This is a genomic window from Streptomyces sp. L-9-10, assembly GCF_004151105.1.
Lineage (GTDB): Bacteria > Actinomycetota > Actinomycetes > Streptomycetales > Streptomycetaceae > Streptomyces.
On sequence record NZ_PHRF01000096.1, the window covers coordinates 35229 to 61578 of the forward strand.

Annotated in this window: 24 protein-coding genes; 11 read left to right on the plus strand and 13 right to left on the minus strand. The window is 70.4% G+C overall.

What is annotated here, in order from left to right; genetic code table 11:
• Positions 1 to 128 precede the first annotated feature (128 nt).
• The 3 genes from CU044_RS24855 to CU044_RS24865 all read right to left on the minus strand — a co-directional run bounded on the left by CU044_RS24855 (position 129) and on the right by CU044_RS24865 (position 2636).
• Positions 129 to 1121: an ABC transporter substrate-binding protein gene (locus CU044_RS24855; protein WP_129770967.1), complete on the minus strand. Its 993-nt coding sequence runs from the start codon at positions 1119 to 1121 to the stop codon at positions 129 to 131.
• An 85-nt stretch (positions 1122 to 1206) separates the two neighbouring features.
• Positions 1207 to 1899, minus strand: coding sequence for an ABC transporter permease (locus tag CU044_RS24860; protein WP_129770968.1), 693 nt, complete (start codon positions 1897 to 1899; stop codon positions 1207 to 1209).
• A gap of 2 nt (positions 1900 to 1901) precedes the next feature.
• Positions 1902 to 2636, minus strand: coding sequence for an ABC transporter permease (locus CU044_RS24865; protein WP_129770969.1), 735 nt, complete (start codon positions 2634 to 2636; stop codon positions 1902 to 1904).
• A gap of 141 nt (positions 2637 to 2777) precedes the next feature.
• On the opposite strand from CU044_RS24865, the gene CU044_RS24870 reads away from it, so the two are divergent.
• Positions 2778 to 3950, plus strand: coding sequence for a betaine/proline/choline family ABC transporter ATP-binding protein (locus tag CU044_RS24870; protein WP_129770970.1), 1173 nt, complete (start codon positions 2778 to 2780; stop codon positions 3948 to 3950).
• 115 nt (positions 3951 to 4065) lie between these two features.
• On the opposite strand, the gene CU044_RS24875 is transcribed toward CU044_RS24870, so the two are convergent.
• Entirely contained in the window at positions 4066 to 5178 is a 1113-nt protein-coding gene (locus CU044_RS24875; protein ID WP_129770971.1) for an alpha/beta hydrolase-fold protein, read from the minus strand.
• Between the two features lie 146 nt (positions 5179 to 5324).
• On the opposite strand from CU044_RS24875, the gene CU044_RS24880 reads away from it, so the two are divergent.
• From CU044_RS24880 to CU044_RS24905, 6 genes are all read left to right on the plus strand, one after another.
• On the plus strand, positions 5325 to 7220 hold the full coding sequence (locus CU044_RS24880) for a phosphatidylglycerol lysyltransferase domain-containing protein (protein WP_129770972.1): 1896 nt from the start codon (positions 5325 to 5327) through the stop codon (positions 7218 to 7220).
• Positions 7221 to 7330: 110 nt separating this feature from the next.
• Positions 7331 to 8191 carry a dihydropteroate synthase gene (gene folP, locus CU044_RS24885; RefSeq protein WP_129770973.1) on the plus strand — a complete coding sequence of 287 codons (861 nt, stop codon included), beginning with the start codon at positions 7331 to 7333 and terminating at the stop codon, positions 8189 to 8191.
• Positions 8188 to 8646 carry a nuclear transport factor 2 family protein gene (locus CU044_RS24890; protein ID WP_129770974.1) on the plus strand — a complete coding sequence of 153 codons (459 nt, stop codon included), beginning with the start codon at positions 8188 to 8190 and terminating at the stop codon, positions 8644 to 8646. The genes folP and CU044_RS24890 overlap by 4 nt, the downstream gene beginning before the upstream one ends.
• Before the next feature lie 187 nt (positions 8647 to 8833).
• Positions 8834 to 9193, plus strand: a complete 360-nt coding sequence (folB, locus tag CU044_RS24895; protein ID WP_129770975.1) for a dihydroneopterin aldolase — start codon at positions 8834 to 8836, stop codon at positions 9191 to 9193.
• Positions 9190 to 9804, plus strand: a complete 615-nt coding sequence (gene folK / locus CU044_RS24900; RefSeq protein WP_129770976.1) for a 2-amino-4-hydroxy-6-hydroxymethyldihydropteridine diphosphokinase — start codon at positions 9190 to 9192, stop codon at positions 9802 to 9804. Before folB ends, folK begins: the two co-directional genes overlap by 4 nt.
• 91 nt (positions 9805 to 9895) lie before the next feature.
• Positions 9896 to 10387 carry a DUF3180 domain-containing protein gene (locus tag CU044_RS24905; RefSeq protein ID WP_129770977.1) on the plus strand — a complete coding sequence of 164 codons (492 nt, stop codon included), beginning with the start codon at positions 9896 to 9898 and terminating at the stop codon, positions 10385 to 10387.
• A 43-nt stretch (positions 10388 to 10430) separates the two neighbouring features.
• On the opposite strand, the gene folE is transcribed toward CU044_RS24905, so the two are convergent.
• The 6 genes from folE to dacB form a co-directional block, all read right to left on the minus strand.
• On the minus strand, positions 10431 to 11036 hold the full coding sequence (gene folE / locus CU044_RS24910) for a GTP cyclohydrolase I FolE (RefSeq protein WP_129770978.1): 606 nt from the start codon (positions 11034 to 11036) through the stop codon (positions 10431 to 10433).
• Positions 11037 to 11146: 110 nt separating this feature from the next.
• Complete coding sequence (gene ftsH / locus CU044_RS24915; RefSeq protein WP_129770979.1) at positions 11147 to 13171, minus strand: ATP-dependent zinc metalloprotease FtsH; 2025 nt, start codon at positions 13169 to 13171, stop codon at positions 11147 to 11149.
• Positions 13172 to 13405: 234 nt separating this feature from the next.
• Positions 13406 to 13966, minus strand: coding sequence for a hypoxanthine phosphoribosyltransferase (gene hpt, locus CU044_RS24920; protein ID WP_129770980.1), 561 nt, complete (start codon positions 13964 to 13966; stop codon positions 13406 to 13408).
• A 77-nt stretch (positions 13967 to 14043) separates the two neighbouring features.
• Positions 14044 to 15072, minus strand: coding sequence for a tRNA lysidine(34) synthetase TilS (gene tilS / locus CU044_RS24925; RefSeq protein ID WP_129770981.1), 1029 nt, complete (start codon positions 15070 to 15072; stop codon positions 14044 to 14046).
• A gap of 187 nt (positions 15073 to 15259) precedes the next feature.
• Positions 15260 to 16390, minus strand: a complete 1131-nt coding sequence (locus tag CU044_RS24930) for a zinc-dependent metalloprotease (protein WP_129770982.1) — start codon at positions 16388 to 16390, stop codon at positions 15260 to 15262.
• A gap of 137 nt (positions 16391 to 16527) precedes the next feature.
• A complete protein-coding gene (gene dacB, locus CU044_RS24935) occupies positions 16528 to 17928 on the minus strand; it encodes a D-alanyl-D-alanine carboxypeptidase/D-alanyl-D-alanine-endopeptidase (protein WP_129770983.1) in 1401 nt (466 codons plus the stop codon).
• Positions 17929 to 18105: 177 nt separating this feature from the next.
• Here dacB and CU044_RS24940 point away from each other — a divergent pair, with 177 nt between their 5' ends.
• On the plus strand, positions 18106 to 18600 hold the full coding sequence (locus tag CU044_RS24940) for an inorganic diphosphatase (protein ID WP_003968257.1): 495 nt from the start codon (positions 18106 to 18108) through the stop codon (positions 18598 to 18600).
• Between the two features lie 203 nt (positions 18601 to 18803).
• Positions 18804 to 20483: a threonine/serine exporter family protein gene (locus CU044_RS24945; protein WP_129770984.1), complete on the plus strand. Its 1680-nt coding sequence runs from the start codon at positions 18804 to 18806 to the stop codon at positions 20481 to 20483.
• 16 nt (positions 20484 to 20499) lie between these two features.
• Here the strand turns inward: CU044_RS24945 and CU044_RS24950 are convergent, their stop codons facing one another.
• A complete protein-coding gene (locus CU044_RS24950; protein ID WP_129770985.1) occupies positions 20500 to 21282 on the minus strand; it encodes a VTT domain-containing protein in 783 nt (260 codons plus the stop codon).
• A gap of 245 nt (positions 21283 to 21527) precedes the next feature.
• Here CU044_RS24950 and CU044_RS24955 point away from each other — a divergent pair, with 245 nt between their 5' ends.
• Both CU044_RS24955 and CU044_RS24960 read left to right on the plus strand, forming a co-directional pair.
• The gene (locus CU044_RS24955) at positions 21528 to 22814 is read left to right on the plus strand and encodes an ion channel protein (protein WP_129770986.1); all 1287 of its coding nucleotides are present in this window, start codon (positions 21528 to 21530) and stop codon (positions 22812 to 22814) included.
• Between the two features lie 81 nt (positions 22815 to 22895).
• Positions 22896 to 24332 carry a glutamate decarboxylase gene (locus CU044_RS24960; RefSeq protein ID WP_129770987.1) on the plus strand — a complete coding sequence of 479 codons (1437 nt, stop codon included), beginning with the start codon at positions 22896 to 22898 and terminating at the stop codon, positions 24330 to 24332.
• Between the two features lie 82 nt (positions 24333 to 24414).
• Here the strand turns inward: CU044_RS24960 and CU044_RS24965 are convergent, their stop codons facing one another.
• Together CU044_RS24965 and CU044_RS24970 are read right to left on the minus strand one after the other, a co-directional pair.
• The gene (locus CU044_RS24965; RefSeq protein ID WP_129771016.1) at positions 24415 to 25161 is read right to left on the minus strand and encodes an ABC transporter permease; all 747 of its coding nucleotides are present in this window, start codon (positions 25159 to 25161) and stop codon (positions 24415 to 24417) included.
• 92 nt (positions 25162 to 25253) lie between these two features.
• A complete protein-coding gene (locus CU044_RS24970) occupies positions 25254 to 26252 on the minus strand; it encodes an ATP-binding cassette domain-containing protein (protein ID WP_129770988.1) in 999 nt (332 codons plus the stop codon).
• Between the last annotated feature and the right edge of the window lie 98 nt (positions 26253 to 26350).

Below are 26350 nucleotides of genomic sequence, written 5' to 3' on the forward strand. Positions count from 1 at the left end.
ACCGAATGGGGGGCCGGTCGGACAATCTTTCTCGGCCCGTTGCCGGCCCTCCTCCCCTTCCACTCCTGTTTCCTCTACAGAACTCCGTTTTGCCTGGCGCCGGTTACCGAACCGATGCCGTCCGGCCGCTACTTCTTGACCAGACCTTTGGACTCCAAGTACTCCTTGGCGACATCCTCCGGCTTCGCCCTCTCGGCATCGACCTTGAGGTTCAGCCCCGCGAGATCGTCCGTCGTCAGCGCGTCGGTCAGCTTGCCCAGGACTTCGGCTATCTCCGCCGAACCGGCGTCCTTCGCATTGACCACGGGCAGTACGTTGTCGGCGTTCTGGAGCTTCTTGTCGTCTTCGAGCACGACCAGTCCGAAGCTGTCGAGCGTGCCGTCGGTGGTGCTGCTCAGGACGACCTGGTCCACACCGTCCTTGACGGCCTGCTTGGACTGCGGGGTGCCGACTCCCTTGGGGTCGATGCCCGCCACGTCGATGCCGTACGTCTTCTTCAGGCCCGGGGCGCAGAACGGCCGCACCTCGCACTCGTCGCCCGCCGCGATCTTCACCTTGAGCTTCGACTTTCCAAGATCGGAAAGGGTCTTCAGCTTGTTCTTCTCGGCGAATTCCTTGGTGACCGCGAAGGCATTCTGATCAACCGCCTGACCGGCGGGCAGCACCTTCAGTCCGCGCGGCTCGGCGAGCTTCTTCAGCTCGGCGACCGTCGCGGCGGAGTCGCTGGACGCGAGCGGCTTCTCCTCCGCCGCCTTGGCGCCGTTCACCTTGGCGTTGAGGAATTCCGTGATCGTCGCGGCGTATTCGGGCACCACGTCGATCTCGCCCTTCTCCAGGGACGGTTCGTACAGCTCACGGTTCTTCACCGTGGTGACGGACGTGGAGTAGCCGGCGTCGCCCAGGATCTGGGCGTAAAGCTCCGCCAGCACCTTGGACTCCGTGAAGGCCGCCGCGCCGATGACGAGCGAGCCCTTCTTCCCCGAGCCGGAGCCGGAGCCGGAACCGGAGTCGGCGGAGCCGCCCTTGTCCTTCTCCAGGCTGTCGCCGCCGCACGCGGCGAGCGAGGTGGTCAGGGCCACCACTCCCAGTACGGCACCCGCGAGGCGCGAGGTCTTGCTCATGAGGTTCACCATCTCCAAGAAGCCAAAAGGTCGGTCGTCACACGGGGTCGGACACACGGGGTCGGTCGTCACACGGGGTCGGTCGTCACACGGTCGTGCCGGAGGGACGGGCCGCCGGCGAGGGCGCCGGGTCGATGACCCGGTCCAGCGCCACCAGCACACCTTCGACGAGCAGCGCGAGCAGCGCGACGAGGAGCGCACCCGCGACCACCTGCGGGGTGTTGTACGTGTTGAAGCCGGCGGTGATGATCCGGCCGAGGCCGCCCTGTCCCACCATCGCCGCGATGGTGGCGGTGGCCACCACCTGCACGGAGGCCGAGCGCAGCCCGGTCATGATCAGCGGGTACGCGAGGGGCAGCTCCACCCGTACGAAGAGCTGGCGCCCGGACATACCCATCCCCCGGGCGGCCTCCACGACCGCGCTGTCCACCTCCCGCATCCCGACGTAGGCGTTGGTCAGCAGGGGCGGCACGGCGAAGAGCACCAGCGCGATGATCGTGGGCACCGAGCCCGAGTTGCGCAGGGGCGAGACCATGAACAGGGCGAGCACGGCGAACACCGGCACCGCCCGGCCCACATTGGAGATATTGATCGCGAGAGCGCCGCCCTTGCCGATATGGCCCAGATAGAGCGCTATGGGCAGGGCGATGACACACGCCAGCGCGAGCGCGACCCCGCTGACGAACACGTGCTCCTCCAGCCGCCGCCACACCCCGCTGTCGCCGGACCAGTTGGCACCGGTCGTCAGCCAGCCGACCGCTTCTCCCAGAACTCCCATGGTCAGCCCACCGCCTTCACGGCATCGGCCGGCGCGGTCCGCGCGGCTTTACGGCCTGCCGTACGCGCCGGACGTATCCGCGTCCAGGGCGTCAGCAGCCGCTGCACTCCGAGCAGCAGCAGATCGGCGACGACCGCGAGCAGCACGCACAGCACCGAGGCCGTCAGCACCTGCGCCTTGAAGAAGCTCGGCAGCGCGTCCTCGATGAGATTGCCGAGCCCGCCCCGGCCCACGATCGACCCGACCGTGGTCAGCGCGACCGTCGACACCGTCGCGATGCGCAGGCCCGCCATCAGCGCGGGCAGCGCCAGGGGCAGCTCGACCTCCCAGAGCAGCCGCCCCGGTCCGTATCCCATCCCGCGGGCCGCCTCCCGTGCCTCTTCCGGCACCGATTCGAGCCCCGCGATGATGTTCCGCACGAGAATGGTCAGTGAATAGAGCACCAGGCCGGTGATCACCAGCCCCGCGGAGAGCCCGAAGACCGGCAGCAGCAGCGAGAACATCGCCAGCGACGGAATCGTGTAGAGCAGCGTCGTCAGCCCCAGCACAGGCCCGGCGAATGACGGCCTGCTCCGCGCCAGCAGGGCCAGCGGAAATGCCACCAGCAGCCCTATGACGACCGACACCGCGGTGATCCACACATGCTGGACCGTGGCGTCGATCAACTCCTGGCTACGGGAGCGGAGATATTCCCCGCAGATCCAGTCGTTGGCCGCCAGGCACCCTTGCGTACTCATCCATCCCCGCCTCCCCCGTCTTCCCGAACGTATGTCTGGCTCTATGTCCTGGCGACCCTAACCCCGACCACTGACATTCGCGGAAGCCCGCCACATTCCAGCAACATGGCCTTCACACAACACGCCGCACAATGGGGAACCATGATCCGATTCGAGCACGTCACCAAGCGGTACCCGGACGGCACGACCGCCGTCGACGACCTCTCCTTCGAGGTCCCCCAGGGCGAACTGGTCACGCTCGTCGGACCTTCCGGCTGCGGCAAGACCACGACCATGAAAATGGTCAACCGCCTCATCGAACCGACCGAGGGACGCATATTCCTCGACGGGGACGACATATCCGCCATCGACCCGGTCCAGCTCAGGCGCCGTATCGGCTATGTCATCCAGCAGGTCGGCCTCTTCCCGCACAAGACGGTCCTGGAGAACACCGCGACCGTCCCGCATCTGCTGGGCTGGCAGCGCGGCAAGGGCCGTGAGCGCGCCGCCGAACTCCTCGACCTGGTCGGCCTCGACCCGTCCGTCTACGGGGACCGCTACCCCGAGCAGCTCTCCGGCGGCCAGCGCCAGCGCGTCGGCGTGGCCCGCGCCCTGGCGGCCGACCCGCCCGTCCTGCTGATGGACGAGCCCTTCGGCGCGGTCGACCCCGTCGTACGCGACCACCTGCAGAGCGAGTTCCTCAAGCTCCAGGCGGCGGTCCGCAAGACTGTGCTGTTCGTCACGCATGACATCGAGGAAGCGGTCCGGCTCGGCGACCGTATCGCCGTCTACGGCCAGGGCAGGATCGAACAGTTCGATGCCCCCGCCGCCGTTCTCGGCACACCCGCCACCCCGTACGTCGCCGATTTCGTCGGCGCGGACCGCGGCCTGAAGCGGCTCTCCGTCACCTCCATCGAGGAGGGCGACCTCGAACAGCCGCCCCTCGTCCATCTCGACGACTCGCTGGGGCGCGCCGCGGCGAAGCTCGCCAAGGAGGGCGCGCGCTGGGCCGTCGTCCTGGACTCCGCCGACAATCTGCACGGCTGGATCTCCACCGAGCAGACCGGCGCCTCCGGGACCGTACGGGAGCACGCCCGCCGGATGGAGGCGTGGCTGCCGGTCGGCGCCTCCCTGAAGCAGGCGTTCGCCACGATGCTCCAGCACGACGCGGGGTGGATCGCGGTGATCGACAAGGAGGAGACCGGACGCTTCCTCGGGGTCCTCACACCGGCCAGGCTGCACGAGGCGCTGCGCCGCTCGATCGACGCGGACGCGCAGGCCATCCCCCGTACGGAGGTGGAGCTGGAGACGGTCAGCAAGGTCGCCTCCGCCTGAGGGCCGCCGCCTCCGCCTGAGGGCAGCCTCCGTGCGAGGACCGCCGCCGACTTGAGGACCGCCGTCTGAGGACCGCCGCCGCCCGTGGCACGCGACCACGGCCAGGACCTGGGCCTCAGTTCGAGTAGAGCCGCCCGCTCATCCACTCCAGGGCCGGCGGGATCTCCCGGCGCCAGGTGTTGAAGTTGTGCCCGCCGCTGTCGAGGATGATCGACGACACGTGCGAGGGCGCCTTGACCTTGCTGATGAACGTCCGCGTGGCCCTGAGATTTCCCTCACCCTTCTTGGACGAGGTGACCAGGAAGGACACCCTGCCCTGCGGCCGGTTGTCCAGACTCCACAGCAGATCCGAGTCGTTCCGCAGCTGCTTGTCGCCCCGGAAGAGATCACCGGTCGTCGGGTCGACGGGCGCCTTGTAGTACGCCGAGAGCCCGACGCCCACGGAGTAGCGCTCCGGATGGTGCATGGCGATCTTCAGCGCGCAGTAGCCGCCGGTGGAGTTGCCCATGATCCCCCAGCTCTTCGGCTCACGCCCGACCCGGTACGTGCGGGACACCGCCAGCGGCAGGTCCTTGGCGAAGAACGTCTCGGTCTGCGGCCCTCGGGGGATGTCCACGCACTCGGTGTCACGCGGCGGCGCCACGGTGGGCCGCAGCATCACCAGCACCATCGGCTGCATCTTGCCGTCCTGGGCCAGCTGCCACGCGGTCTTCGGATAGTTCAGCCCCTTGATCAGGTTCTCCGCCATCCCCGGATAGCCGGTGAGCACCACGGCGACCGGGAAGGTCCGGTGCACGAACCCCGGCCGGAAGTACTCGGGCGGGAGATAGACGTACGCGGTGCTGTCGATCCCGGATTTCGGGCCGCTGACGACGATCCTCTGGACCTGGCCCGCCACCGAGGGCACCGAACCGCCCGGCGTGGGCGTCCGCTGTGTGTCCATCACCGTCACGTGATTGCCACTGGCCGAGTGGTCGACGACCGCCCCCAGGTCCTGCTTCCGCCCGAACAGGTCGGACCACGAACCGTAGAAGAGGAAGGAGTTGTTGGCGACGAGACCGACCGCCATGAACACCGCCACCTGCGTGGAGAACAGCAGTCCGACCCGGCCGAGCACGACACGCGGCGTACTCCGCGACAGCCGCGGCCAGAGCCAGATCGTCACGACGAACAGCGCAACAGCCAGCAGGACGGCCAAGGCCAGGACTTTACGGCTGGTAAGACCCATGTCGACCGAGCTTTCTCCTGTGAGATTTTCCGAAACGCTGATGAACCCGACCTCCGAAACCCGCGTCCTAGAGATCGCAAAATGTCCGGCCCGCGAAGAAGAAGCGGACTCGGGCACCACACTCTCTCGCGGAACCATGGGAAGCGATGTCTGTGACGCTAGATGGGGATAAATCGGGATCGGTTCCGGGCCGGTCCCAGCACAGCACGCCCATACCCCCCAAGCCACTGACACGCCGTCTGTTCCGCGGGACCCGCCGTCTGTTCCGCGGCCCGCGCCCCGAATCCGTCCCCGCGCTGGTCGGCACCGCCTGCACCCTCATCGGACTGCTGGACATCGCCGCCGGGGTCTTCCCCCGCTTCCGCCACAGCCGGATGCACGCCTTCGCCGAAGTACTGCCGGGGGCGCTCGGCCCGCTGTCCGCCGCACTCTCCATCAGCGTCGGCGTCCTCCTGCTGCTGCTCGCGCACGGCCTGAAACGCCGTAAGCGGCGCGCCTGGCGAGCCGCCGTCATCCTGCTGCCCGCGGGCGCCGTGGCGCAGTTCGGCTACCGGCACTCACTCCTCGGAGCCCTGCTCTCCGTACTGCTGCTCACCCTGCTGCTGCGCCACCGCGGGGAGTTCGCCGCCCTGCCCGACCCGCGCAGCCGCTGGAAGGCGCTGGCCAACTTCTTCCTGATGGGCGCGGGCTCCATCGGCCTCGGGCTGATCATCGTCAGCGTCCATCCGCGCCGGACCGTCGGCAACCCCGGCCTGGCCGAACGGCTCGAACACGTGCTGTACGGCCTGTTCGGCCTCGACGGCCCCATCGACTACAAGGGCATCGTCAGCGGCACCGTCGGCGACTCCCTCGGCGCGCTCGGCCTGCTCACCGCCCTGACCACCTGCTATCTCGCCTTCCGCCCCGAACACCCCGCCGCCCGCCTCACCGAGGACGACGAACAGCGGCTGCGCGCCCTGCTCGCCCGGCACGGCGGCCGCGACTCCCTCGGCCACTTCGCCCTCCGCCGCGACAAGGGCGTGGTCTTCTCCCCCAGCGGCAAGGCCGCCGTCTGCTACCGCGTCGTCTCCGGGGTGATGCTCGCCAGCGGCGACCCGATCGGCGACGTCGAGGCCTGGCCCGGCGCCATCGAACGCTTCATGGACGAGGCCAAGGCCCACTCCTGGACCCCCGCCGTCATGGGCTGCAGCGAGACGGGCGGCGAGGTCTGGACCCGCGAGACCGGACTCGACGCGCTGGAACTCGGCGACGAGGCGGTGGTGGACGTGCCGGATTTCTCCCTGCACGGACGCGCCATGCGGAACGTACGCCAGATGGTGAAGCGCATCGAGCGCGCCGGCTACGAAACGCGGGTACGGCGCGTCCGTGATCTGTCCGACGGCGAACTGGCCCGGATCCGCCGCGCCGCCGACGACTGGCGCGGCACCGACACGGAACGCGGCTTCTCCATGGCACTCGGCCGGATCGGCGACCCCGCCGACGGCGACTCCGTGCTCGCCACGGCCCACAAGCCCGGCGAGGACGCGACCGGCCCGTACGGCGATCTGAGGGCCGTCCTCCACTTCGTCCCGTGGGGTACGGACGGGATGTCCCTCGACCTGATGCGCCGCGACCGCTCCGCCGACCCCGGCATGAACGAACTGCTGATCGTCGCCTCGCTGCACGCCGCCCCCGCGCTCGGGGTGGAGCGGGTCTCCCTCAATTTCGCGATGTTCCGCTCGGCGCTCGCCCGCGGCGAACGGCTGGGCGCGGGACCCGTCCTGCGCGGCTGGCGGGGACTGCTGGTCTTTCTCTCCCGCTGGTTCCAGATCGAGTCGCTGTACCGCTTCAATGCCAAGTTCCAGCCGCGCTGGGAGCCGCGCTACGTGGTCTTCCGCAGCACCGGCGAACTGCCCAGGATCGGCTTCGCCGCGATGCGGGCCGAAGGCTTCGTCACCCTCTCGCTGCCACGCCCCCTGCGCCACCTCGCCCGCGACCGCCACCCCCGCCCCTGCGCCCACGACATCGGAACCCCGCCCGACCACGAGATCCGTACGGCCTAAACGAGCGCACCCGGTCCGTCGGAGAAGACCCTGTCCGGCGCCCGTCACGCGCCCGTCGCACGGATCCGGCCGGGCCGCCCGCCTCCGTGCGGACCCCCTAGGGTGGGCGTATGAGTACGTTGCGCGCGCGGGGCACGGTCGAGGGGCTGCCGGAGTGGGACCGCTGTGCGGTGATGGGGGTCGTCAATGTGACGCCCGACTCCTTCTCCGACGGTGGCCGCTGGTTCGACACCACCGCCGCCATCAAACACGGCCTCGACCTCGTCGCCGAGGGCGCGGACATGGTGGACGTCGGCGGTGAGTCGACCAGGCCCGGCGCCACCCGCGTCGACGAGGACGAGGAGCTCAGGCGCGTGGTCCCCGTCGTACGGGGCCTGGCGGCCGAAGGCGTCACCGTCTCCGTCGACACCATGCACGCGTCCGTCGCCGAGCAGGCGGTCGCGGCCGGCGCCGCGCTGGTCAACGATGTCAGCGGCGGACTCGCCGACCCGGCCATGGTCCCCGCCGTCGCCGCCATGGGCGTGCCCTTCGTGGTGATGCACTGGCGCGACTTCAGCGACCGGATGAACAGCCGCGCCGTCTATACGGACGTCGTCGCGGAGGTCGTCGACGAACTGCGCGCGCGGATGGACGCGGTGATAGCCGGAGGCGTCGCCCCCGAGCGGCTCGTCATCGATCCCGGCCTCGGTTTCGCCAAGCAGGCCGAGCACGACCTCGCGCTCCTCGCGCACCTCGCCGAGCTGCGCGCCCTGGGCCGGCCGCTTCTGGTCGCGGCCTCCCGTAAACGCTTCCTCGGACATGTCCTCGCCGGCGGCGACGGCTCCCCGCCGCCCGCCCGCGAGCGCGACGCGGCCACCGCCGCCGTCTCCGCGATCGCCGCCCACCAGGACGCCTGGGCGGTCCGCGTCCATGAGGTACGGGCGACCGCCGACGCGGTACGGGTGGCCCGCGCCGTCGAGGGAGCCCAGTGACCGCGCGTACGGACAACGAACAGGTCGAGGTCGCCAACACCACGTTCTACGAGGCCATGGAGCGCGGCGATTTCGACGCGCTGTCCGAGCTCTGGCTGGATGGCGACGACGACGGGATCTCCTGCGTCCACCCGGGCTGGCCCGTACTCACCGGCCGCGGCGAGGTGCTCCGCTCGTACGCGCTGATCATGGCGAACACCGAGTACATCCAGTTCTTCCTGACCGATGTCGCGGTCTCGGTCTGCGCCGACACCGCCCTCGTGACCTGCACGGAGAACATCCTCAGCGGCGGCCCCGCCGAGGAGAGCGGCGAGCTCGGACCGCTCGTCGGCCAGTTGGTCGTCGCCACCAACGTCTTCCGCCGCACACCCGAAGGGTGGAAAATCTGGTCACATCACGGCTCACCGGTTCTGACCGAAACCGATGAGGAAACGGACGACGAGACACCCGCGTGAGTGGGTAGGCAGCCCCTGCGGACCGATCGGCGGGCCCAGGGCGGGGGCGGCGGCCGGGCAACCCCGCACCTGTCCCTCACCCCCGCGCCACAGCACTGTCCGTGCCCGCGGGTAGATTCACATGAGGACACCGAGCCGCCCGCACCGGCCGGGTGCCCGACGACCAACGACAGCAGGAGTGATTCGCGTGGATCGTGTCGCGCTGCGCGGCCTCAAGGCCCGCGGGCATCATGGCGTCTTTCCCCGGGAGCGCGAGGAGGGCCAGACCTTCATCGTGGATCTGAGGCTCGGCCTCGACACCCGCCCCGCGGCCGCCGACGACGACCTGGCGAAGACCGTGCACTACGGGATCGTGGCCGAAGAGGTCGTGGAGGTCGTCCAGGGAGAGCCGGTCGACCTGATCGAGACGCTGGCGGAACGGATCGCCCAGCAGTGCCTGAAACACGACGGCGTCCAGGAGGTCGAGGTGGTCGTGCACAAACCGGACGCCCCGATCACCGTCCCCTTCGACGATGTGACCATCACCATCACCCGGAGCCGAGTATGAGTGTGTTTTCCGCCAGGGGTCCCCAGGGCGACCCGACCGTACAGCCGGTACCCGCCTCCGTGGTCGCGCAGGTCGACGCCGCGGACACGACACTGTCCAACCCGAAACGCGCCGTGGTCTCCCTCGGCTCCAACCTCGGCAACCGCCTGGAGACGATCCAGGGCGCGATCGACGCCCTGGAGGACACCCCGGGACTGCGGGTCAAAGCGGTCTCCCAGGTGTACGAGACCGAGCCCTGGGGCGTCGAGCCCGGCTCCCAGCCGTCGTACTTCAACGCGGTCGTCGTGATCAAGACGACGCTGCCGCCGTCCTCGCTGCTGGAGCGCGGCCAGGCCATCGAGGAAGCCTTCGACCGGGTCCGCGAGGAGCGCTGGGGACCGCGCACCATCGACGTGGACATCGTGGCGTACGCGGACGTCGTCTCGGACGACCCGCTGCTCACCCTCCCCCACCCCCGGGCCCATGAGCGCGCCTTCGTGCTCGCGCCGTGGCACGACGTGGACCCGGAAGCGCAGGTCCCGGGCCATGGCCCGGTCGCCGAACTGCTGGCGGACGTCGACCGCGGCGGTGTCCGGACCCGGACCGATCTGGAACTCCGCCTGCCCGAGTAGTGGTTAGGCTCACGGAGTCGGTACGGCGAAGGCCGGTACGGCGCGTGTCAGCACGGCGAGGGTCGGTACAGCGAGGCGAAGGGCTTTCTCGGTGAAGCAGTTGCGGATCGGCGTCCTCGCCGGCCTGTTCGTGGTGGCGGGCGTGCTCTCCTGGGGCGCCGCCCGGCTGTGGGACTCCGTCGGCACGCTGCCGAGCGTCCCCCTCGCGGCGCCGATCGTGCTCGCGGTGATCGCCGTCGTCCTGGCCGCGACGGCCCTCTCGCTGCGCGCCCGGCTGAAGGCCCAGCGGGAGCGCCGCCCCGGCGCGCAGGGCGTGAACCCGCTGATGGCGGCCCGCGCGGTCGTCTTCGGCCAGGCCAGCGCCCTGGTCGCGGCCCTCGTCTCCGGCATGTACGGCGGCACGGGCGTCTTCCTGCTCGGCTCCCTCGACATCCCCGCCCGCCGCGACCAGGCCATCTACGCGGCCTTCTCCGTCCTGGCGGGCATCGCGGTGATCATCGCGGCCTTCTTCCTGGAGCGGGTCTGCAAACTCCCGGAAGACCACGACAAGAACGGCACGGCCCCCGCGGGCCCGGCCGCCTGAGCGGACACGTCCCCCTGGGCGGGCGCGCCCCGGACGCCCCGGGTCAGCGCGCCATTATCAGACTCATCGCCTCCGCGCGGGTGGCCGGAACCCGCAACTGGCCGCGGACGGCCGACGTGATCGTCTTGGCGCCCGGCTTCCGTACACCCCGCATGGTCATGCACATGTGCTCGCACTCGACGACCACGATCACCCCGCGCGGGTCCAGGATCTCCATCAGCGAATCGGCGATCTGTGTGGTCAGCCGTTCCTGGACCTGCGGCCGGCGGGCGAACACATCCACCAGTCTGGCCAGCTTGGAGAGCCCGGTGATCTTCCCGTCCGAGGACGGGATGTAGCCGACATGAGCCACCCCGACAAAGGGGACAAGATGATGTTCACACGAAGACATCACTTCGATGTCCTTCACCAGGACCATCTCGTCATGGCCGAGGTCGAACGTCGTGGTCAGCACCTCTTCCGGCGTCTGCCAGAGCCCCGCGAATATCTCCCTGTACGCCCGCGCCACCCGGCCGGGAGTGGCCCGCAGACCCTCGCGGTCCGGGTCCTCCCCGACCGCGATCAGCAGCTCGCGCACGGCATTCTCGGCCCGCTTCTCATCGAATTCGCGGATGGGGCTCTCCCCGTCCAGCATCACCGGGTCGGTCATGTGTGCCTCGTTCCTGTGCCGTCCTGTGGGCGGGCAGACGAATGCCGCGCACCCACAGGCTAAAACCTGGGGGGCGCGGCATCCATTCCGGGCCAGGTGAGGCGCCGGGATCAGCTCTCGGGGCGCTCCTCGGGGACCGCCTCGGTGGGCGTCTCGCCGCTCGTCACGGCGGGCATGCCGTTCGAGCCGGAGGCGCCGTTGGTCAGTGCCAGTTCCTTGGGCGAGAGCACCGGCGGCCGCGTCGACGGTGTACGTCGCGAGGAGCCGGTCCACGCCGGACGGGACGGGCGCTTCACGATGGTCGAGAAGATCTCGGCGATCTGTTCCTTGTTCAGCGTCTCCTTCTCCAGGAGGGCCAGGACCAGATTGTCGAGCACGTCGCGGTTCTCGACGAGAATCTCCCACGCCTCGTTGTGCGCGGTCTCGATGAGCTTCTTGACCTCTTCGTCGACCAGCGCCGCGACCTCTTCCGAGTAATCGCGCTGGTGCGCCATCTCCCGGCCGAGGAACGGTTCGGTGTTGTCGCCGCCGAACTTGATCGCGCCGAGCCGCTCGGTCATGCCGTACTGCGTGACCATCGCCCGAGCCGTGGCCGTGGCCTTCTCGATGTCGTTGGCCGCGCCCGTCGTCGGGTCGTGGAAGACGAGTTCCTCGGCCGCGCGCCCGCCCATCATGTAGGCGAGCTGGTCCAGCATCTCGTTGCGCGTGGTCGAGTACTTGTCCTCGTCGGGCAGAACCATGGTGTAACCCAGGGCCCGGCCGCGCGACAGGATCGTGATCTTGTGCACCGGGTCGGAGTTCGGAGACGCCGCGGCGACCAGGGCGTGACCGCCCTCGTGGTACGCGGTGATCTTCTTTTCCTTCTCGGACATGATCCGGGTCCGCTTCTGCGGGCCCGCCACGACGCGGTCGATCGCCTCGTCCAGGGAGTGGTTGTCGACCAGCTTCTTGTCGCTGCGCGCCGTCAGGAGCGCCGCTTCGTTCAGCACGTTCGCCAGATCCGCGCCGGTGAAGCCGGGCGTACGACGGGCGACAGCGCCCAGATCGACGTCCGGGGCGACCGGCTTGCCCTTCTGGTGGACCTTCAGGATCTCCAGCCGGCCCTGCATGTCCGGGCGGTCGACGGCGATCTGCCGGTCGAAGCGCCCCGGGCGCAGCAGCGCGGGGTCGAGGATGTCGGGCCGGTTCGTGGCGGCGATCAGGATGACGCCGCCCTTCACGTCGAAGCCGTCCATCTCCACGAGCAGCTGGTTCAGCGTCTGCTCGCGCTCGTCGTGGCCGCCGCCGAGGCCCGCGCCGCGGTGCCGGCCGACGGCGTCGATCTCGTCGACGAAGACGATCGCCGGGGCGTTCGCCTTGGCCTGCTCGAAGAGGTCACGGACGCGCGAGGCGCCGACGCCGACGAACATCTCGACGAAGTCGGACCCGGAGATCGAGTAGAAGGGCACCCCGGCCTCACCCGCGACCGCGCGGGCGAGCAGCGTCTTGCCCGTACCGGGCGGGCCGTAGAGCAGCACGCCCTTCGGGATCTTGGCGCCGACGGCCTGGAACTTCGCCGGCTCCTGGAGGAACTCCTTGATCTCGTGGAGCTCCTCGACCGCCTCGTCGGACCCCGCCACATCGGCGAAGGTCGTCTTCGGGGTGTCCTTGGTGATCAGCTTGGCCTTGGACTTCCCGAACTGCATGACACGGGAGCCGCCGCCCTGCATCTGATTCATCAGGAACAGGAAGACCACGACGATCAGGACAAAGGGGAGCAGCGAGAGCAGCACCGAGACGAACGGGCTCTGCTTCGACGGCGAGACCGTATAGCCCTTGGTGATGTCGCCGTTCTGGAACTTGGTCTGGAGCGTCTTGGCCAGCGTCGCACCCTGGCTGCCGATATAGCTCGCCTGGATCTTGTCGCTGCCATTGATCTTCTGGCCGTTCTTGAGATCGACCTTGATGATCTGTTCGTCGCCGGTGGTCAGTCTGACCTGCTCGGCCTGGTTCTTGTCGATCGCCTGGACGACCTCGCCGGTGTCCACCGTCTTGTAGCCGCCCGACGAGCCGACGACCTGCATCAACACGACCACGGCGAGGACGGCCAGCACGATCCACATGACCGGCCCACGGAAGTATCGCTTCACGTCCATCCATACGGAGCGAAGTCGCCCCGTCCCTCCTGCCCGTAGGTAAATGCTGCTGTGAGAAAAGACTGTTCTTCGGACGGTACCCCAGCATTGTGGCCCGCGACCGCACGGGACGGGTGACAAACCCGTCTTCCCATGCTCCAACGGCGCGAGGGGGTCTGGGGTTCCCGGCCGCGGCGAAGCCTTTCCGTGGAACCTCGCCGCTCTTCGGAGCGCTCAGCTGCGCCGAGGCGCGCTCTAACCGCCGTACACATGCGGAGCGAGCGTCCCGACGAAAGGCATGTTGCGGTACTTTTCCGAGTAATCCAGGCCATATCCCACGACAAACTCATTGGGAATGTCGAAGCCGATCCATTTGACGTCGATCGCGACCTTTGCGGCATCCGGCTTACGGAGCAGGGTGCAGACTTCGAGCGAGGCCGGCTCCCGCGAACCGAGGTTGGAGAGCAGCCACGACAGGGTCAGACCCGAGTCGATGATGTCCTCGACGATCAGTACGTGCCTGCCCTTGATGTCGGTGTCCAGGTCCTTGAGGATCCGGACCACGCCGGAGGACTGTGTGCCCGCCCCGTACGAGGAGACGGCCATCCAGTCCATCGTCACGGGGGTGGACAGCGCCCGCGCCAGGTCCGCCATGACCATGACGGCGCCCTTGAGGACTCCGACGAGAAGCAGGTCCTTGCCCGCGTACTCCGCGTCGATCTTCGCGGCCAGATCGGCCAGCTTCGCGTCGATCTCTTCCTTGGTGATGAGCACCGACTGGAGGTCGTTGCCCATGTCCTTGTCGTCCACCCGCATCACTTTCGTCGTCGGCCGGGGGTCCGGGGCCAAGGCACTGGCGGCCCGGGAGACACAGCCGTAAGTGCATCAGCGCTTCAGCCCTGCCGGATGACCAGTCTGCCACCCTGCCTCCGGGCCTCTACGCGGCCGGGCAGGTTGATGGCTCCCTGGCCGCGCCAGCCGGTGATCAGGCGGTCGACCTCTTCGATGTGACGGGCGAACAGCGAACCCGCGGGGGCGCCCGCGGCGATGACCGCGCGGCGCAGTACGCGGCGGCGGACGGCGGCCGGGAGGACGTACAGCTTGGCGCACTGCAATTGTCCTGATTCGTCCCGTACGGACTCCTCGACGGTGGCCGCCCAGGTGTCCAGGGCGTCGGCGTCGTCGCGGGAGAGCTGTGCCGTACGGGCCAGGGCCTCGACGACGCCCTTGCCGAGCGCCTTCTCCAGGGCCGGCAGTCCTTCGTGGCGCAGTCGTGAACGGGTGTACGCGGGGTCGGTGTTGTGCGGGTCGTCCCAGACGGGGATGGACTGGACGAGGCAGGCCTTGCGGGCGGTCTGCCGGTCGAGCTGGAGGAAGGGGCGCCGGTAGCGGCCGGACGCCCCCGAGACGGCGGCCATGCCGGACAGCGAGCGCGTGCCGGAGCCGCGGGCGAGCCCGAGGAGCACCGTTTCGGCCTGGTCGTCGCGGGTGTGGCCGAGCAGGACGGCGGCGGCGCGGTGGCGCTCCGCGGCGGCGTCGAGCGCGGCGTAGCGTGCGTCGCGTGCGGCTGCCTCGGGACCGCCCTCCCGGCCGACGGTCACGGCGACGGATTCGACGGGGTCCAGGCGCATGGCGCGGAGTCGGGTGACGACTTCGGCGGCGCGGACGGCGGAGCCGGCCTGGAGTCCGTGGTCGACGGTGACGGCTCCGGCGCGGACGGAAAGTTTGGGGGCCTCGAAGGCGAGGGCGGAGGCGAGCGCCATGGAGTCGGCGCCGCCGGAGCAGGCGACGAGCACGAGCGGCGGCTCACCGAGGGGGACGGGCGGGGCGGCGGAGTAGTTCTCCGCCCGGTCGGTGAGGACGTCGTGGAGTACGCGGCGGACCGCCAGGCGTATCGCCGCGACCGCAGGATGGGGACCCATATCCGGTGCCCTTCGTGATGTTATTTGGGGGGTGCCTCGGTCGGAGTAAGGACGGAGAACGTCACTCAGAGTGCGTCGATGGTGACAGAACCGAGCCATTACCCGAGCATTGCACGCCTATCCCTCACCCACGGTCCCTCGGATGGGTGATACCTGAGGCGTACTTCTGCCGTGAGCCGCGCCCGTCTCAGGAGTCCGCCCTGCGGTGCACCCGTGCGATCCAGTCCGCCGGTTTAGCGATCTCCGCCTTGGTCGGGAGGGTGTTCGGCGAGGTCCAGACCCGGTTGAAGCCGTCCATGCCGGTCTCCTCGACCACGGCCCGTACGAACCGCTCACCGTCCCGGTACTGGCGCAGCTTGGCGTCGAGGCCGAGCAGTTTGCGCAGGGCCTGGTCGAGGCGGCCGGCGCCGCGGGCCCTGCGCTGCTGGAACTTCTCGCGGATCTCGGCGACCGACGGCACGACGGCCGGTCCCACGCCGTCCATCACATAGTCGGCGTGGCCTTCGAGCAGGGACATCACGGCGGTGAGCCGGCCGAGGATCTCGCGCTGCCCGGGGGTCTGCACCAGTTCGACGATGCTGCGGCCGTCCTCGTCCTCCTCGCCCTCCGGGCGCCCGCCCGCGAGCGACTGCGCGGCTTCGCGGAGCCGTTCGACGAGGGTCATCGGGTCGACCTCGGTCTGGTCGAGGAATGACTGGATCTCGCCCTGGAGGTGGTCGCGCAGCCAGGGCACGCCGGTGAACTGGGTGCGGTGGGTCTCCTCGTGGAGGGCGACCCAGAGCCTGAAGTCGTGGGGGTCCACGTCCAGTTCGCGTTCGACGTGGACGATGTTGGGGGCCACGAGCAGCAGCCGCCCGCCGCCGTCCGCGGCGGCGGGGAGATCGCGGGTGGCGGGGGCGAACGTCTCGTACTGGCCGAGGACGCGGGACGACATGAACGACAGGAGCATGCCCAGCTCCACGCCGGTCACCTTGCCGCCGACCGCGCCGAGCACGGCGCCACCGGGACCGCCGGGGCGGCGGTCCTGCATCTTCGACAGGAGGGGCCCCAGCAGCTCGCGGAATCCGGCGACGTTCGCCTTGACCCAGCCGGCCCGGTCCACGACCAGGACGGGGGTGTCGGGCGGCTCGTGGCCGTCGGGGACCATGCGCGTGTACGCGCGGACGTGCTCTTCCGAGGACTTCGCGTGCCGCCGCAGCTCGGCGACGATCTCTCGCGCCTCGTCGCGGGTCACTTCCGGTCCCGGCCGCACGAGGCGGGTCGCGGTCGCCACCGCGAGATTCCAGTCGACCATCTGGGCACCACCGATGCTCGTCATGCGTCAACCGTACGTGCTCAACCTGGGGAGCGGTGGGGTGTGGGTGGCCCGGTTCTTCCCCTACCGGGCCCTTAAGGGGCGCGGCGGACCCTCAGGGGGCCCGCCGGGGCGGGCCCCGGGGGCCGGCGGGGCGCTCGTTACGGGACGAGCGCCGCGGAGAGCCGGTCCAGGGCCTTCTGGGCGGTGCCGGGGGCGGGGGTGGAGCCCGCCATGAAGGCGAAGGCCAGCAGCCGGCCCCGGGCGTCGACGACCGTGCCCGCCAGGGCGTTCACCCCGGTGAGCGTGCCTGTCTTGGCGCGGATGAGTCCGGCGGCGGGCCCGGCGTCCGCGTACCGGCCGCGGAGGGTGCCGTTGAACCCGGCGACCGGCAGCCCGGTGAGCACGGGGCGCAGTTCGGGGCGCGCGGGGTCGGCCGCGCGGGCCAGCAGGGCGGTGAGCAGGGCGGCGCTGACCCTGCCCTGGCGGTTCAGGCCGCTGCCGTCGGCGAAGCGGGCGCCGGTGACGGGCAGTCCGAGCTTCTTGAGCTCGGCGCCGACGGCCCGGCCCGCGCCCTCGAAGCTCGCGGGTTCACGGGCCGCGATGGCGGTCTGCCGGGCCAGGGACTCGGCGATGTCGTTGTCGCTCTCGGTCAGCGCGCGTTCGACGAGGTCGGAGAGGGGACGGGAGTAGGTCCTGGCGACGGTCTCCGAGCCCTTGGGCGGCTTGCCGGGCTCGGGCGGGGCCGAGGTACGGATGCCGCGTTCGCGCAGCAGTCCGGCGAAGAAGCGGGCGGCGTCGCCCGCCGGGTCGCCGCTGCGGGGAGCGGGTCCGCCGCGGGATGTGTTCAGCCGGCCCTGATCGGCCATCAGGGCGACGACGGGGGCGATGTTGTCGTTGGGGCCGATCGGGTGTTCGCGGCGGCCGGAGTAGAGGGAGGTGTCGTAGCGGAACTCGACCTTGGTGACGCCGCGGTCGCGCAGCGCGCGGGCGGTGTCGTCGGCGAGGGCGCGCAGTCCCGCCCGGCCGAGGGTGGCGTCGCCGCCGCCGACCAGGGTGATCCTGCGGGCGTCCGGGGTGGAGGTGACCGTGGTGGCGATGCGGTGGTCGGGGCCGAGCGCGGAGAGCGCGGCGGCCATCGTCGCGATCTTGACCGTGGAGGCCGGGGTCATCGGGGTGCCGGCCGCCCGCCCGTAGAGCGGTTCGCCGGTGGCGACGTCGATGACGGACGCGGAGCGGGCCTTGCCGAGCGCGGGGTCGTCGAGGAGCGGTCCGAGCTTCTTCCTGAGATCCACGGAAGCCGTTCCGGCATTCGGGGGCGCGGCACCGGGTGCGGAGAGCTCGGAGAGCACGCCGGCGGCGCTGGGGGCGGGCGCGGGTGTACGGGGGGCGGACGGGCCGTGATGTGCGCCACCCGTACGGCTCTGCGCGACCGCCCACTCCCGCTCGGCCCTACGCTGACCGGAGTCCCAGGGGCCGGCCGCGGCCACCGCCGCGGCGGCGAGCGCCATGCCGACCACGACGGAACCCGCCGTGAGCTGCCACACTTTCGGCTCAAGCATGGTTGACCAGCCCCTTTCGCGATCACACTGCTGCGTGGGGGACACTTAATCACTGCGCCTTGCGACGAGCATGGCACCCCGGCCAGCAGTGGGCTCTTCGTCCGCTCCCGGACGGGGGGTCTCCTGCGTGAAGACGCAGCACCACTGACAAATGTGTTGATCATGGAGGAGCCACCCGTGGAGTTCGACGTCACCATCGAGATCCCTAAGGGTTCGCGGAACAAGTACGAGGTGGACCACGAGACCGGTCGGATCCGTCTTGACCGTCGTCTCTTCACCTCGACCAGCTACCCCGCGGACTACGGATTCGTCGAGAACACCCTCGGCGAGGACGGCGACCCGCTGGACGCGCTGGTCATCCTGGACGAGCCGACCTTCCCGGGCTGTCTCATCAAGTGCCGTGCCATCGGCATGTTCCGGATGACCGACGAGGCCGGCGGGGACGACAAGCTGCTGTGTGTCCCGGCGTCCGACCCCCGGGTGGAGCACCTGCGCGACATCCACCACGTCTCGGAGTTCGACCGCCTGGAGATCCAGCACTTCTTCGAGGTCTACAAGGACCTGGAGCCCGGCAAGTCCGTCGAGGGCGCCGACTGGGTCGGCCGCGCCGAGGCCGAGGCCGAGATCGAGGCCTCGTACAAGCGACTTGAGGCCCAGGGCGGCGCGCACTGACCAGACGCTGAACCGAACACCGGCCGCGCGCTCGCGCGTGTGACCGGCCGGCCGCCGGGCGATGACAGGCGGATGACGGGCGGCGTACCCCCGGAGGGTGCGCCGCCCGTCCGCGTGTGTGGTTACCCATGTCCATGCCCATACTGGGCAGACGTGTGGCTGCGCGGCGCCGAGATCCGGCCCCAGGAACGAGGGAGCAGAGGGTGGTGGCGGAGTCCGACGGTCCCGAGGACCGGAAGCCTCAGACGGACGAGGCGCACAGCGCCTTCACCCCGCCGTCCGGGATGGAGCAGCCGCCGTTTCCCGAGGACGACCATCCGACGTCGGAGTTCGCGCTTCCCGAGGGACTGAGTACGGAACAGCAGGCCGAGCCGGAGGGCTCGGCCTTCGATCTGCCGGGCGGTACACCGGCCGGCGCGGCCGGCGGCCGGCAGTCGTCCCCCGCGTACACCCCCGCCCGGGGCGTCCCGGTGGTCCGGCTGAGCAAGGAAGCCCCCTGGCAGGACCGGATGCGCACCCTGCTGCGGATGCCGTCCGGCGAGCGGCCCGTACCGGAGAGGGTCCAGCGCCACGACGACCAGGGGCCCGCCGTACCCCGGGTGCTCGACCTGACGCTCCGTATCGGTGAGCTGCTGCTGGCCGGCGGCGAGGGCGCCGAGGACGTCGAGGCCGCCATGTTCGCCGTCAGCCGCGCGTACGGCCTCGACCGCTGCGAGCCGACCGTCACCTTCACCCTGCTGTCCATCTCCCATCAGCCGTCGCTGGTGGACGACCCGGTGACGGCCAGCAGGACCGTACGCAGACGGGGTACCGACTACACCCGGCTGTCCGCCGTCTACACACTCATCGACGACATCACCACCGAGGACACGGACGTCACGCTGGAGGAGGCGTACCGGCGCCTCGCGGAGATCCGCCGTAACCGGCACCCGTACCCCGGCTGGGCGCTGACCGTGTCGAGCGGGCTGCTGGCCGGGGCGGCGTCCGTGCTGGTCGGTGGTGGCGTGGTGGTGTTCGCGGCGGCGGCGCTCGGCGCGATGCTCGGCGACCGGCTGGCCTGGTTGTGCGCCGGGCGCGGGCTGCCGGAGTTCTATCAGTTCGTGGTGGCCGCGATGCCGCCCGCCGCGATGGGGGTGGCGCTGACGCTGCTGGGCCCGCTCGTGTCGTGGGAGGGCCGGCCCTCGGCGGTGATCACCGGTGGTCTCTTCGCGCTGCTGCCGGGGCGGGCGCTGGTGGCGGGGGTGCAGGACGGGCTGACGGGCTATTACATCACCGCCGCCGCACGGCTCCTGGAAGTCATGTACTTCTTCATCGCGATCGTCGTCGGGGTACTGCTCGTGCTCTACCTGGGCGTGCAGCTGCACGCCCAGCTGACGCCGGAGGCGGCGCTGCACAGCGACGTACGGCCGGTGGCCCAGACGCTCGCGGCGGTGACGCTGAGCTTCGCCTTCGCGATCCTGCTCCAGCAGGACCGCTCGACCGTCCTGATGGTCGCGCTCAACGGCGGTGTGGCCTGGATCGTCTACGCGGCGATGCATGACGTGGGCGGTATCTCGCCGGTGGCCGCGACGGCGGTCGCCGCCGGTCTGGTGGGACTGTTCGGGCAGCTCTTCTCGCGCTACCAGTTCGCTTCCGCGCTGCCCTACATCACGGCGGCGATCGGACCGCTGCTGCCGGGCTCGGCGACCTACTTCGGGCTCCTGGGCTTCGCGCAGAACGAGCCGGCCCGCGGGCTCACGTCGCTGTCCCAGGCGGTGGCGCTGGCGCTGGCGATCGCCGTCGGGGTGAACCTCGGCGGGGAGATCGCCCGGCTGTTCCTCACGGTGCCGGGGGCGGGCCAGGCGTCGAGCCGCCGCGCGGCCAAGCGGACGCGCGGCTTCTGACGGGTTCCGGGGCGGGTCAGCGCTTGGCGTGACGGCCGCGGCCGCCGCTGCCGGGGGCGCCCGGCGTACCCGGGCCGCCCTGGGCGCCGGGCGGCGTCATGGGAGCGCGCCCGTCCGTCGCGGCCGTACCCGGGCCGACCGGACCGTCGTCGACGCCGGGCTGCCGCGCGGCGGCCTTCTTGGACTTGGAGCGCGCCCGCAGGAACTCGATCACGATCGGCAGCACCGAGAGCACCACGATGCCGATCAGGATCATCTCGATGTTCTTGGTCACGAACTCGATCTTGCCGAGCGCGGCCCCCAGCAGCGTGACGCCCGCGCCCCAGAGCGTGCCGCCGACGATGTTGTACGTGATGAACGAGCGGTAGTTCATCCGGCTCACACCGGCGATGATCGGCGTGAACGTACGGACGACGGGCACGAAGCGCGCGAGGACCAGCGACTTCGGGCCGTACTTCTCGAAGAACTCGTGCGCCTTCTCGACGTTCTCCTGCTTGAAGAGCTTGGAGTCCGGGCGCTTGAACAGCGCGGGACCCACCTTCCGGCCGAAGAGATAGCCGACCTGGTCACCGATGATCGCGGCGAACACGATCAGCAGGCAGACCAGCCAGAGCGGGGTCTTGAGGGTGCCGGCCGTCACCAGCAGGCCGGTGGTGAAGAGCAGCGAGTCGCCCGGCAGGAAAAAGCCGATGAGCAGGCCCGACTCGGCGAAGACGATGACCAGAACGCCGATCAGCCCGAAGGTCCCGATCAGATAATCCGGATCCAGCCAGCTGGGTCCGAGGGCAAGGGTGGTCACGGGTTCCGGACTCCTGTGTCATTAGTCGGTCGATCGTCGATTCGGCGTATTCGGCCGCGCACAAGCTATCAACGCCTACCGTCCCTCCCAGGTTCCACCCGGCCCCTTGCCCGCGCAGTCCGGATCCGGCCGGGGCCCCACACCGGACGCGCCGGTGCAGACCCGCCCAAAGCCGCGTGCCCGCCGGGCGCGACCGCGTCCCGGGAAAGGGGAGCGGAAGCGTTACGGGCGGTTACGGTGAGCGCGTGTCCCATGACGCTCCGTCCTCCTCCCCTTCCCCCGCCCCCTCTCCCTCGGCCCGCACGCTGCTGCCGCTGGTCGCGCCCTCCCTGGTGGTCGGCGCGGCCTCGGCGCTGGTACTGCTGGGCGTGGACGAGATCGCGGATCAGCTGAAGGACGTGCTGTGGGAGACGCTCCCCGACGCCCTCGGGGTCGGCCGCTACTCCACGCTCTGGATGATCGTGATGCTCACGGCCACCGGGATCGCGGTGGGGATCGTCGTCCGGCAGGTATATGGACACGCCGGACCGGACCCGGCCACCACCGGGCTGGTCGACGAGCCGATGCGCCCCGGGGTGGTCCCGGGGCTGCTGGTGGTCACGGTGCTGGCACTGGCCGGCGGGGTGAGCCTCGGCCCGGAGAATCCGATCACCGCCGCCAATGTCGCGCTCACCTACTGGCTCGGCCGCAAGGCGGCGCCCGGCACCCCTGCCGCGCTCTGGTTCTCCCTCGCCGCCGCCGGCACGATCGGGGCGCTGTTCGGTACGCCCGTGGCGGCGGCACTGGTCCTGACCGAGACGCTCGCCGGGCGGCCGGGCCCCGGCTCGCTCTGGGACAAGCTGTTCGGTCCGCTGATCGCGGCCGGCGCGGGCGCGCTCGTGACCGCCCTGGTCGCCCACCCGGCCTTCGACCTCGCCCTGCCCGCGTACACCGGCACCCGCTGGAGCGATCTGCTGGCGGCGCTCGTGATCGCCCCGGTCGCGGCGGCGCTGGGGCTGGCGGCCTGCTACGCGTTCCCGTACGTCCACGCCGCCTTCCGGCGTCTCGGTCATCCCGTCCTGGCGGTCGCCTCCGGCGGGCTGGTCCTCGGTCTGCTGGGGGCGCTCGGCGGGCCGCTGACGCTGTTCAAGGGGCTGGACGAGGTGAAGACGCTGGCCGCCGACCCGGAGGGCTGGTCGGCGGGCTCGTTCGCGGTGATGACGGTGGTGAAGCTGGCCGCGCTGCTCACCGCCGCCGCCTGCGGCTTCCGGGGCGGCCGGATCTTCCCCGCCGTCTTCGTCGGGGTCGCGCTGGGCCTCTGCGCCCACGCGCTGGTCCCGGCCGTACAGCCCGGCCTGGGGGTGGTCTGCGGGGTGCTCGGCGTCCTGCTCGCCATCACCCGGCAGGGCTGGCTCAGCCTGTTCACCGCGGCGGTCCTGGTCGCCGATCCCAATGTGCTGCCGCTGCTCTGCGTCGCCGCCCTGCCCGCCTGGCTGGTGGTCACCGGCCACCCTCTGATGCAGCTGCGCGAGGACGGCACGCCCCTGCGGTGACCCCCGGACCCGGCGGGCGGTTCACCCCTTTCGTCCGTATTCTCGCGAAGGGAACCGTACCCATCCCGAGGAGATCCGCCGATGCCACTCCACCGAGGCGCGGACCGGGCAGCCGGAATGCCCCGGAGCGAACGCGACGAGCTGCGCAGGCTGTCGATCAACCCCTTCTACGGGGAGGCCGATCCGACCAGCGAGATGACCTCGGCGCCGCCCATGCACCGGCTTCCCGACGGCCCGACCCCGCCGGACACGGCGTACCAGCTCGTCCATGACGAGCTGATGCTCGACGGCAACTCACGGCTCAACCTCGCCACCTTCGTCACCACCTGGATGGAGCCGCAGGCCACGGCGCTGATGACGGAGTGCCGGGACAAGAACATGATCGACAAGGATGAGTATCCGCGCACCGCCGAGCTGGAGCGGCGCTGTGTGGCGATGCTCGCCGACCTCTGGAACGCGCCGGACCCGGCGACGACCGTCGGCTGCTCGACGACGGGATCGAGCGAGGCCTGCATGCTGGCCGGGATGGCGCTCAAGCGCCGCTGGGCCGGGCGCAACGCCGCGCGCTACCCGGCGACGGCCCGGCCCAATCTCGTCATGGGCGTCAACGTCCAGGTCTGCTGGGACAAATTCTGCAACTTCTGGGAGGTCGAGTCGCGGCAGGTGCCCATGGAGGGCGACCGCTTCCATCTCGACCCCCAGGCCGCCGCCGAACTCTGCGACGAGAACACCATCGGGGTCGTCGCCGTCCTGGGCTCCACCTTCGACGGCTCGTACGAACCCGTCGCCGAGCTGTGCGCGGCGCTGGACGCGCTCCAGGAGCGTACGGGGCTCGACATCCCCGTCCATGTCGACGGGGCGTCGGGCGCCATGGTGGCGCCCTTCCTCGACGAGGACCTGGTCTGGGACTTCCGGCTGCCGCGCGTCTCCTCCATCAACACCTCCGGGCACAAGTACGGGCTGGTCTACCCGGGCGTCGGCTGGGCGCTGTGGCGTTCGCCCGCCGAGCTGCCCGAGGAGCTGGTCTTCCGCGTCAACTACCTGGGCGGTGACATGCCCACGTTCGCGCTGAACTTCTCCCGGCCGGGCGCGCAGGTCGTCGCGCAGTACTACACCTTCCTGCGGCTGGGCAGGGACGGCTACCGCGCCGTCCAGCAGACCGCGCGGGACATCGCCGGGAAGCTGGCCGGGCGGATCGAGGAGCTGGGCGACTTCCGGCTGCTCACGCGGGGGAACGAACTGCCCGTGTTCGCCTTCACCACCGCCCCCGGCGTGACGGCCTTCGACGTCTTCGACGTCTCGCGCCGGCTGCGCGAGCGCGGCTGGCTCGTACCGGCGTACACCTTCCCCGCCCATCGCGAGGACCTGTCCGTGCTGCGGGTGGTCTGCCGCAACGGCTTCTCGGCCGACCTGGCGACACTGCTGGTGGCCGACCTGAAGGGGGTACTGCCCGAACTCCGCGAACAGGAGCACCCATTGGGCCGGGACAAGTCCGCGGCGACGGCCTTCCACCACTGAACGCGTACGCGCCCCCGCCCCCGCCCCCGGAGCCACTCTCCGGGGGCGGGGTCCGGCCCCGTACCGGCCGTGCGCGTCCGGATCAGCGGCTGAGCCTCCCGAACCGCCGTACCGCCAGCGGGAAGAAGAGCGCGAGCAGCGCCACCGGCCAGAGGACCGCCAGCGTCCCCGCGTGCTCCGCGGCCCAGGAGCCGCCCGCCGCGGCCGGGTTGCCGAACAGGTCCCGTACCGCCGTCGCCGTCGCCGACATCGGGTTCCACTCCACGACCGCGCCCAGCCAGCCCGGCATGGACTCCGGCGTCGCGAACGCGTTGGAGAGGAAGCCGATCGGCCAGACCAGGATCTGCACCGCCTGCACCATCTCGGGACGGCCCGCCACCATCGCCAGCTGGATCCCGAGCCAGAGCATCGCGAACCGGAACAGCAGCAGCAGTCCGAGAGCGCCGAGGAAGGACGCGGTGCCTTCGTGCCAGCGCCAGCCGATGAGGTAGCCGACGCCGGTCATCACGAGCAGGCTGACCGCCGACTGGAGCATGTCCGCCACGCTCCGGCCCACCAGGACCGCCGACGAGGCCATGGGCATCGAACGGAAGCGGTCCACCACCCCCTTGTTCAGGTCCTGGGTGACGGCGAGCATCGTGGACTCCAGGCCGAAGGCCATGGTCAGGGCGAGCATGCCCGGGACGAGGAACTCGACGTACGCCCCGTCGATCCCCCGGCCGCCGCCGATCAGATAGCCGAACATCAGCAGGAGCATCACCGGGAAGACCAGCCCGACGACGACCTGGACCGGCTGCCGTGCCCAGCGGGCGAGTTCGCGCCGGGTCATGGTCCAGGAGTCCGCGAGGGCCCAGCCGAGCCCGCCGCCTCCGGGGACCGTGTCCGGATCCGTGGACGCCGATGCCGTGGCGTTCACCGTCGTCACGCCGTCACCTCCTGTCGCTCCTGAGGGACGTCCCCGTCCCTCTTCCTTCGCTCAGCGGCGTCCTCGCCCGTGAGATGGAGGAAGACCTCGTCCAGCGTCGGCCGCCGCAGCGCGATGTCCTCCGCCTCGATCCCCTCTTCGTGGAAGGCGCGTACGGTCTCGGTCAGCGCCGCCATGCGGTCCGCCACGGGCGCGCTCAGCAGCCGCCGGTCCACGTCCGTACTGACGGCGTGCGTGCCCGTGGTGCGTGCCAGCGCCCGTGCGCCGTCCGCGAGCCGGTCCGCGTCGCGCAGTACGACATCGATGCGGTCGCCGCCGGTCCGCGCCTTGAGTGCGTCCGCCGTGCCCTCCGCGATGACCCGTCCGCCGTCCACCACCGAGATACGGTCGGCCAGTTGGTCGGCCTCCTCCAGATACTGCGTGGTCAGCAGTACGGTCGTACCGCCGCCGACCAGCGAGCGCACCGCGCTCCACACCTCCGCCCGGCCGCGCGGGTCGAGTCCGGTCGTCGGCTCGTCCAGGAACAGCACCTCCGGGTCGGTGATCAGCGAGGCCGCGAGGTCGAGCCGGCGCCGCATGCCGCCGCTGTACTGCTTGACGGCCTTGCGGCCGGTGTCCGTCAGGCCGAACCGCTCCAGCAGCTCACCGGCCCGCTCCCTCGCCCGCCGGGCGCCGAGGTGGTAGAGCCGTCCGAACATCTCCAGGTTCTGCCGGCCGCTCAGGTCCTCGTCGAGGGCCGCGTGCTGCCCCAGCAGCCCGATCCTGCGCCGCACTTCGCGCGCGTGGGTCCGTACGTCGAGCCCGGCCACCCGCACCAGCCCCTCGTCGGGCCGCAGCAGCGTGGTGAGGATCCGTACGGCCGTGGTCTTGCCCGCGCCGTTCGGCCCGAGCACGCCGTGCACCGTGCCGCGTTCCACCGTCAGATCGAACCCGTCGAGGGCCCGCTTCTCTCCGTATCGCTTGCGTGCGCCCGCCACCACGATCACGTCGGTCATATCGGCCACATCGGTCAACGTCTTCGCCTCCCACCGGGTAATCAAACTTGACTACCGAGCCGGAAGAGTAACCCCGGCCCCCCAATTGGTCAAACTTG

Bases quoted from the DNA above. Each gene is read 5' to 3' on its own strand.
- CU044_RS24870 (WP_129770970.1), top strand. From the start codon at position 2,778: ATGATCCGATTCGAGCACGTCACCAAGCGGTACCCGGACGGCACGACC.
- CU044_RS24875 (WP_129770971.1), bottom strand. From the start codon at position 5,178: ATGGGTCTTACCAGCCGTAAAGTCCTGGCCTTGGCCGTCCTGCTGGCT.
- dacB (WP_129770983.1), bottom strand. From the start codon at position 17,928: ATGCTTGAGCCGAAAGTGTGGCAGCTCACGGCGGGTTCCGTCGTGGTC.
- CU044_RS24930 (WP_129770982.1), bottom strand. From the start codon at position 16,390: ATGACGAGCATCGGTGGTGCCCAGATGGTCGACTGGAATCTCGCGGTG.
- hpt (WP_129770980.1), bottom strand. From the start codon at position 13,966: ATGCGGGTGGACGACAAGGACATGGGCAACGACCTCCAGTCGGTGCTC.
- CU044_RS24965 (WP_129771016.1), bottom strand. From the start codon at position 25,161: ATGACCCGGCGCGAACTCGCCCGCTGGGCACGGCAGCCGGTCCAGGTC.
- folP (WP_129770973.1), top strand. From the start codon at position 7,331: ATGAGTACGTTGCGCGCGCGGGGCACGGTCGAGGGGCTGCCGGAGTGG.
- folE (WP_129770978.1), bottom strand. From the start codon at position 11,036: ATGACCGACCCGGTGATGCTGGACGGGGAGAGCCCCATCCGCGAATTC.
- CU044_RS24960 (WP_129770987.1), top strand. From the start codon at position 22,896: ATGCCACTCCACCGAGGCGCGGACCGGGCAGCCGGAATGCCCCGGAGC.
- CU044_RS24970 (WP_129770988.1), bottom strand. From the start codon at position 26,252: ATGACCGACGTGATCGTGGTGGCGGGCGCACGCAAGCGATACGGAGAG.
- CU044_RS24860 (WP_129770968.1), bottom strand. From the start codon at position 1,899: ATGGGAGTTCTGGGAGAAGCGGTCGGCTGGCTGACGACCGGTGCCAAC.
- CU044_RS24865 (WP_129770969.1), bottom strand. From the start codon at position 2,636: ATGAGTACGCAAGGGTGCCTGGCGGCCAACGACTGGATCTGCGGGGAA.
- folK (WP_129770976.1), top strand. From the start codon at position 9,190: ATGAGTGTGTTTTCCGCCAGGGGTCCCCAGGGCGACCCGACCGTACAG.
- ftsH (WP_129770979.1), bottom strand. From the start codon at position 13,171: ATGGACGTGAAGCGATACTTCCGTGGGCCGGTCATGTGGATCGTGCTG.
- CU044_RS24880 (WP_129770972.1), top strand. From the start codon at position 5,325: ATGTCTGTGACGCTAGATGGGGATAAATCGGGATCGGTTCCGGGCCGG.
- tilS (WP_129770981.1), bottom strand. From the start codon at position 15,072: ATGGGTCCCCATCCTGCGGTCGCGGCGATACGCCTGGCGGTCCGCCGC.
- CU044_RS24855 (WP_129770967.1), bottom strand. From the start codon at position 1,121: ATGAGCAAGACCTCGCGCCTCGCGGGTGCCGTACTGGGAGTGGTGGCC.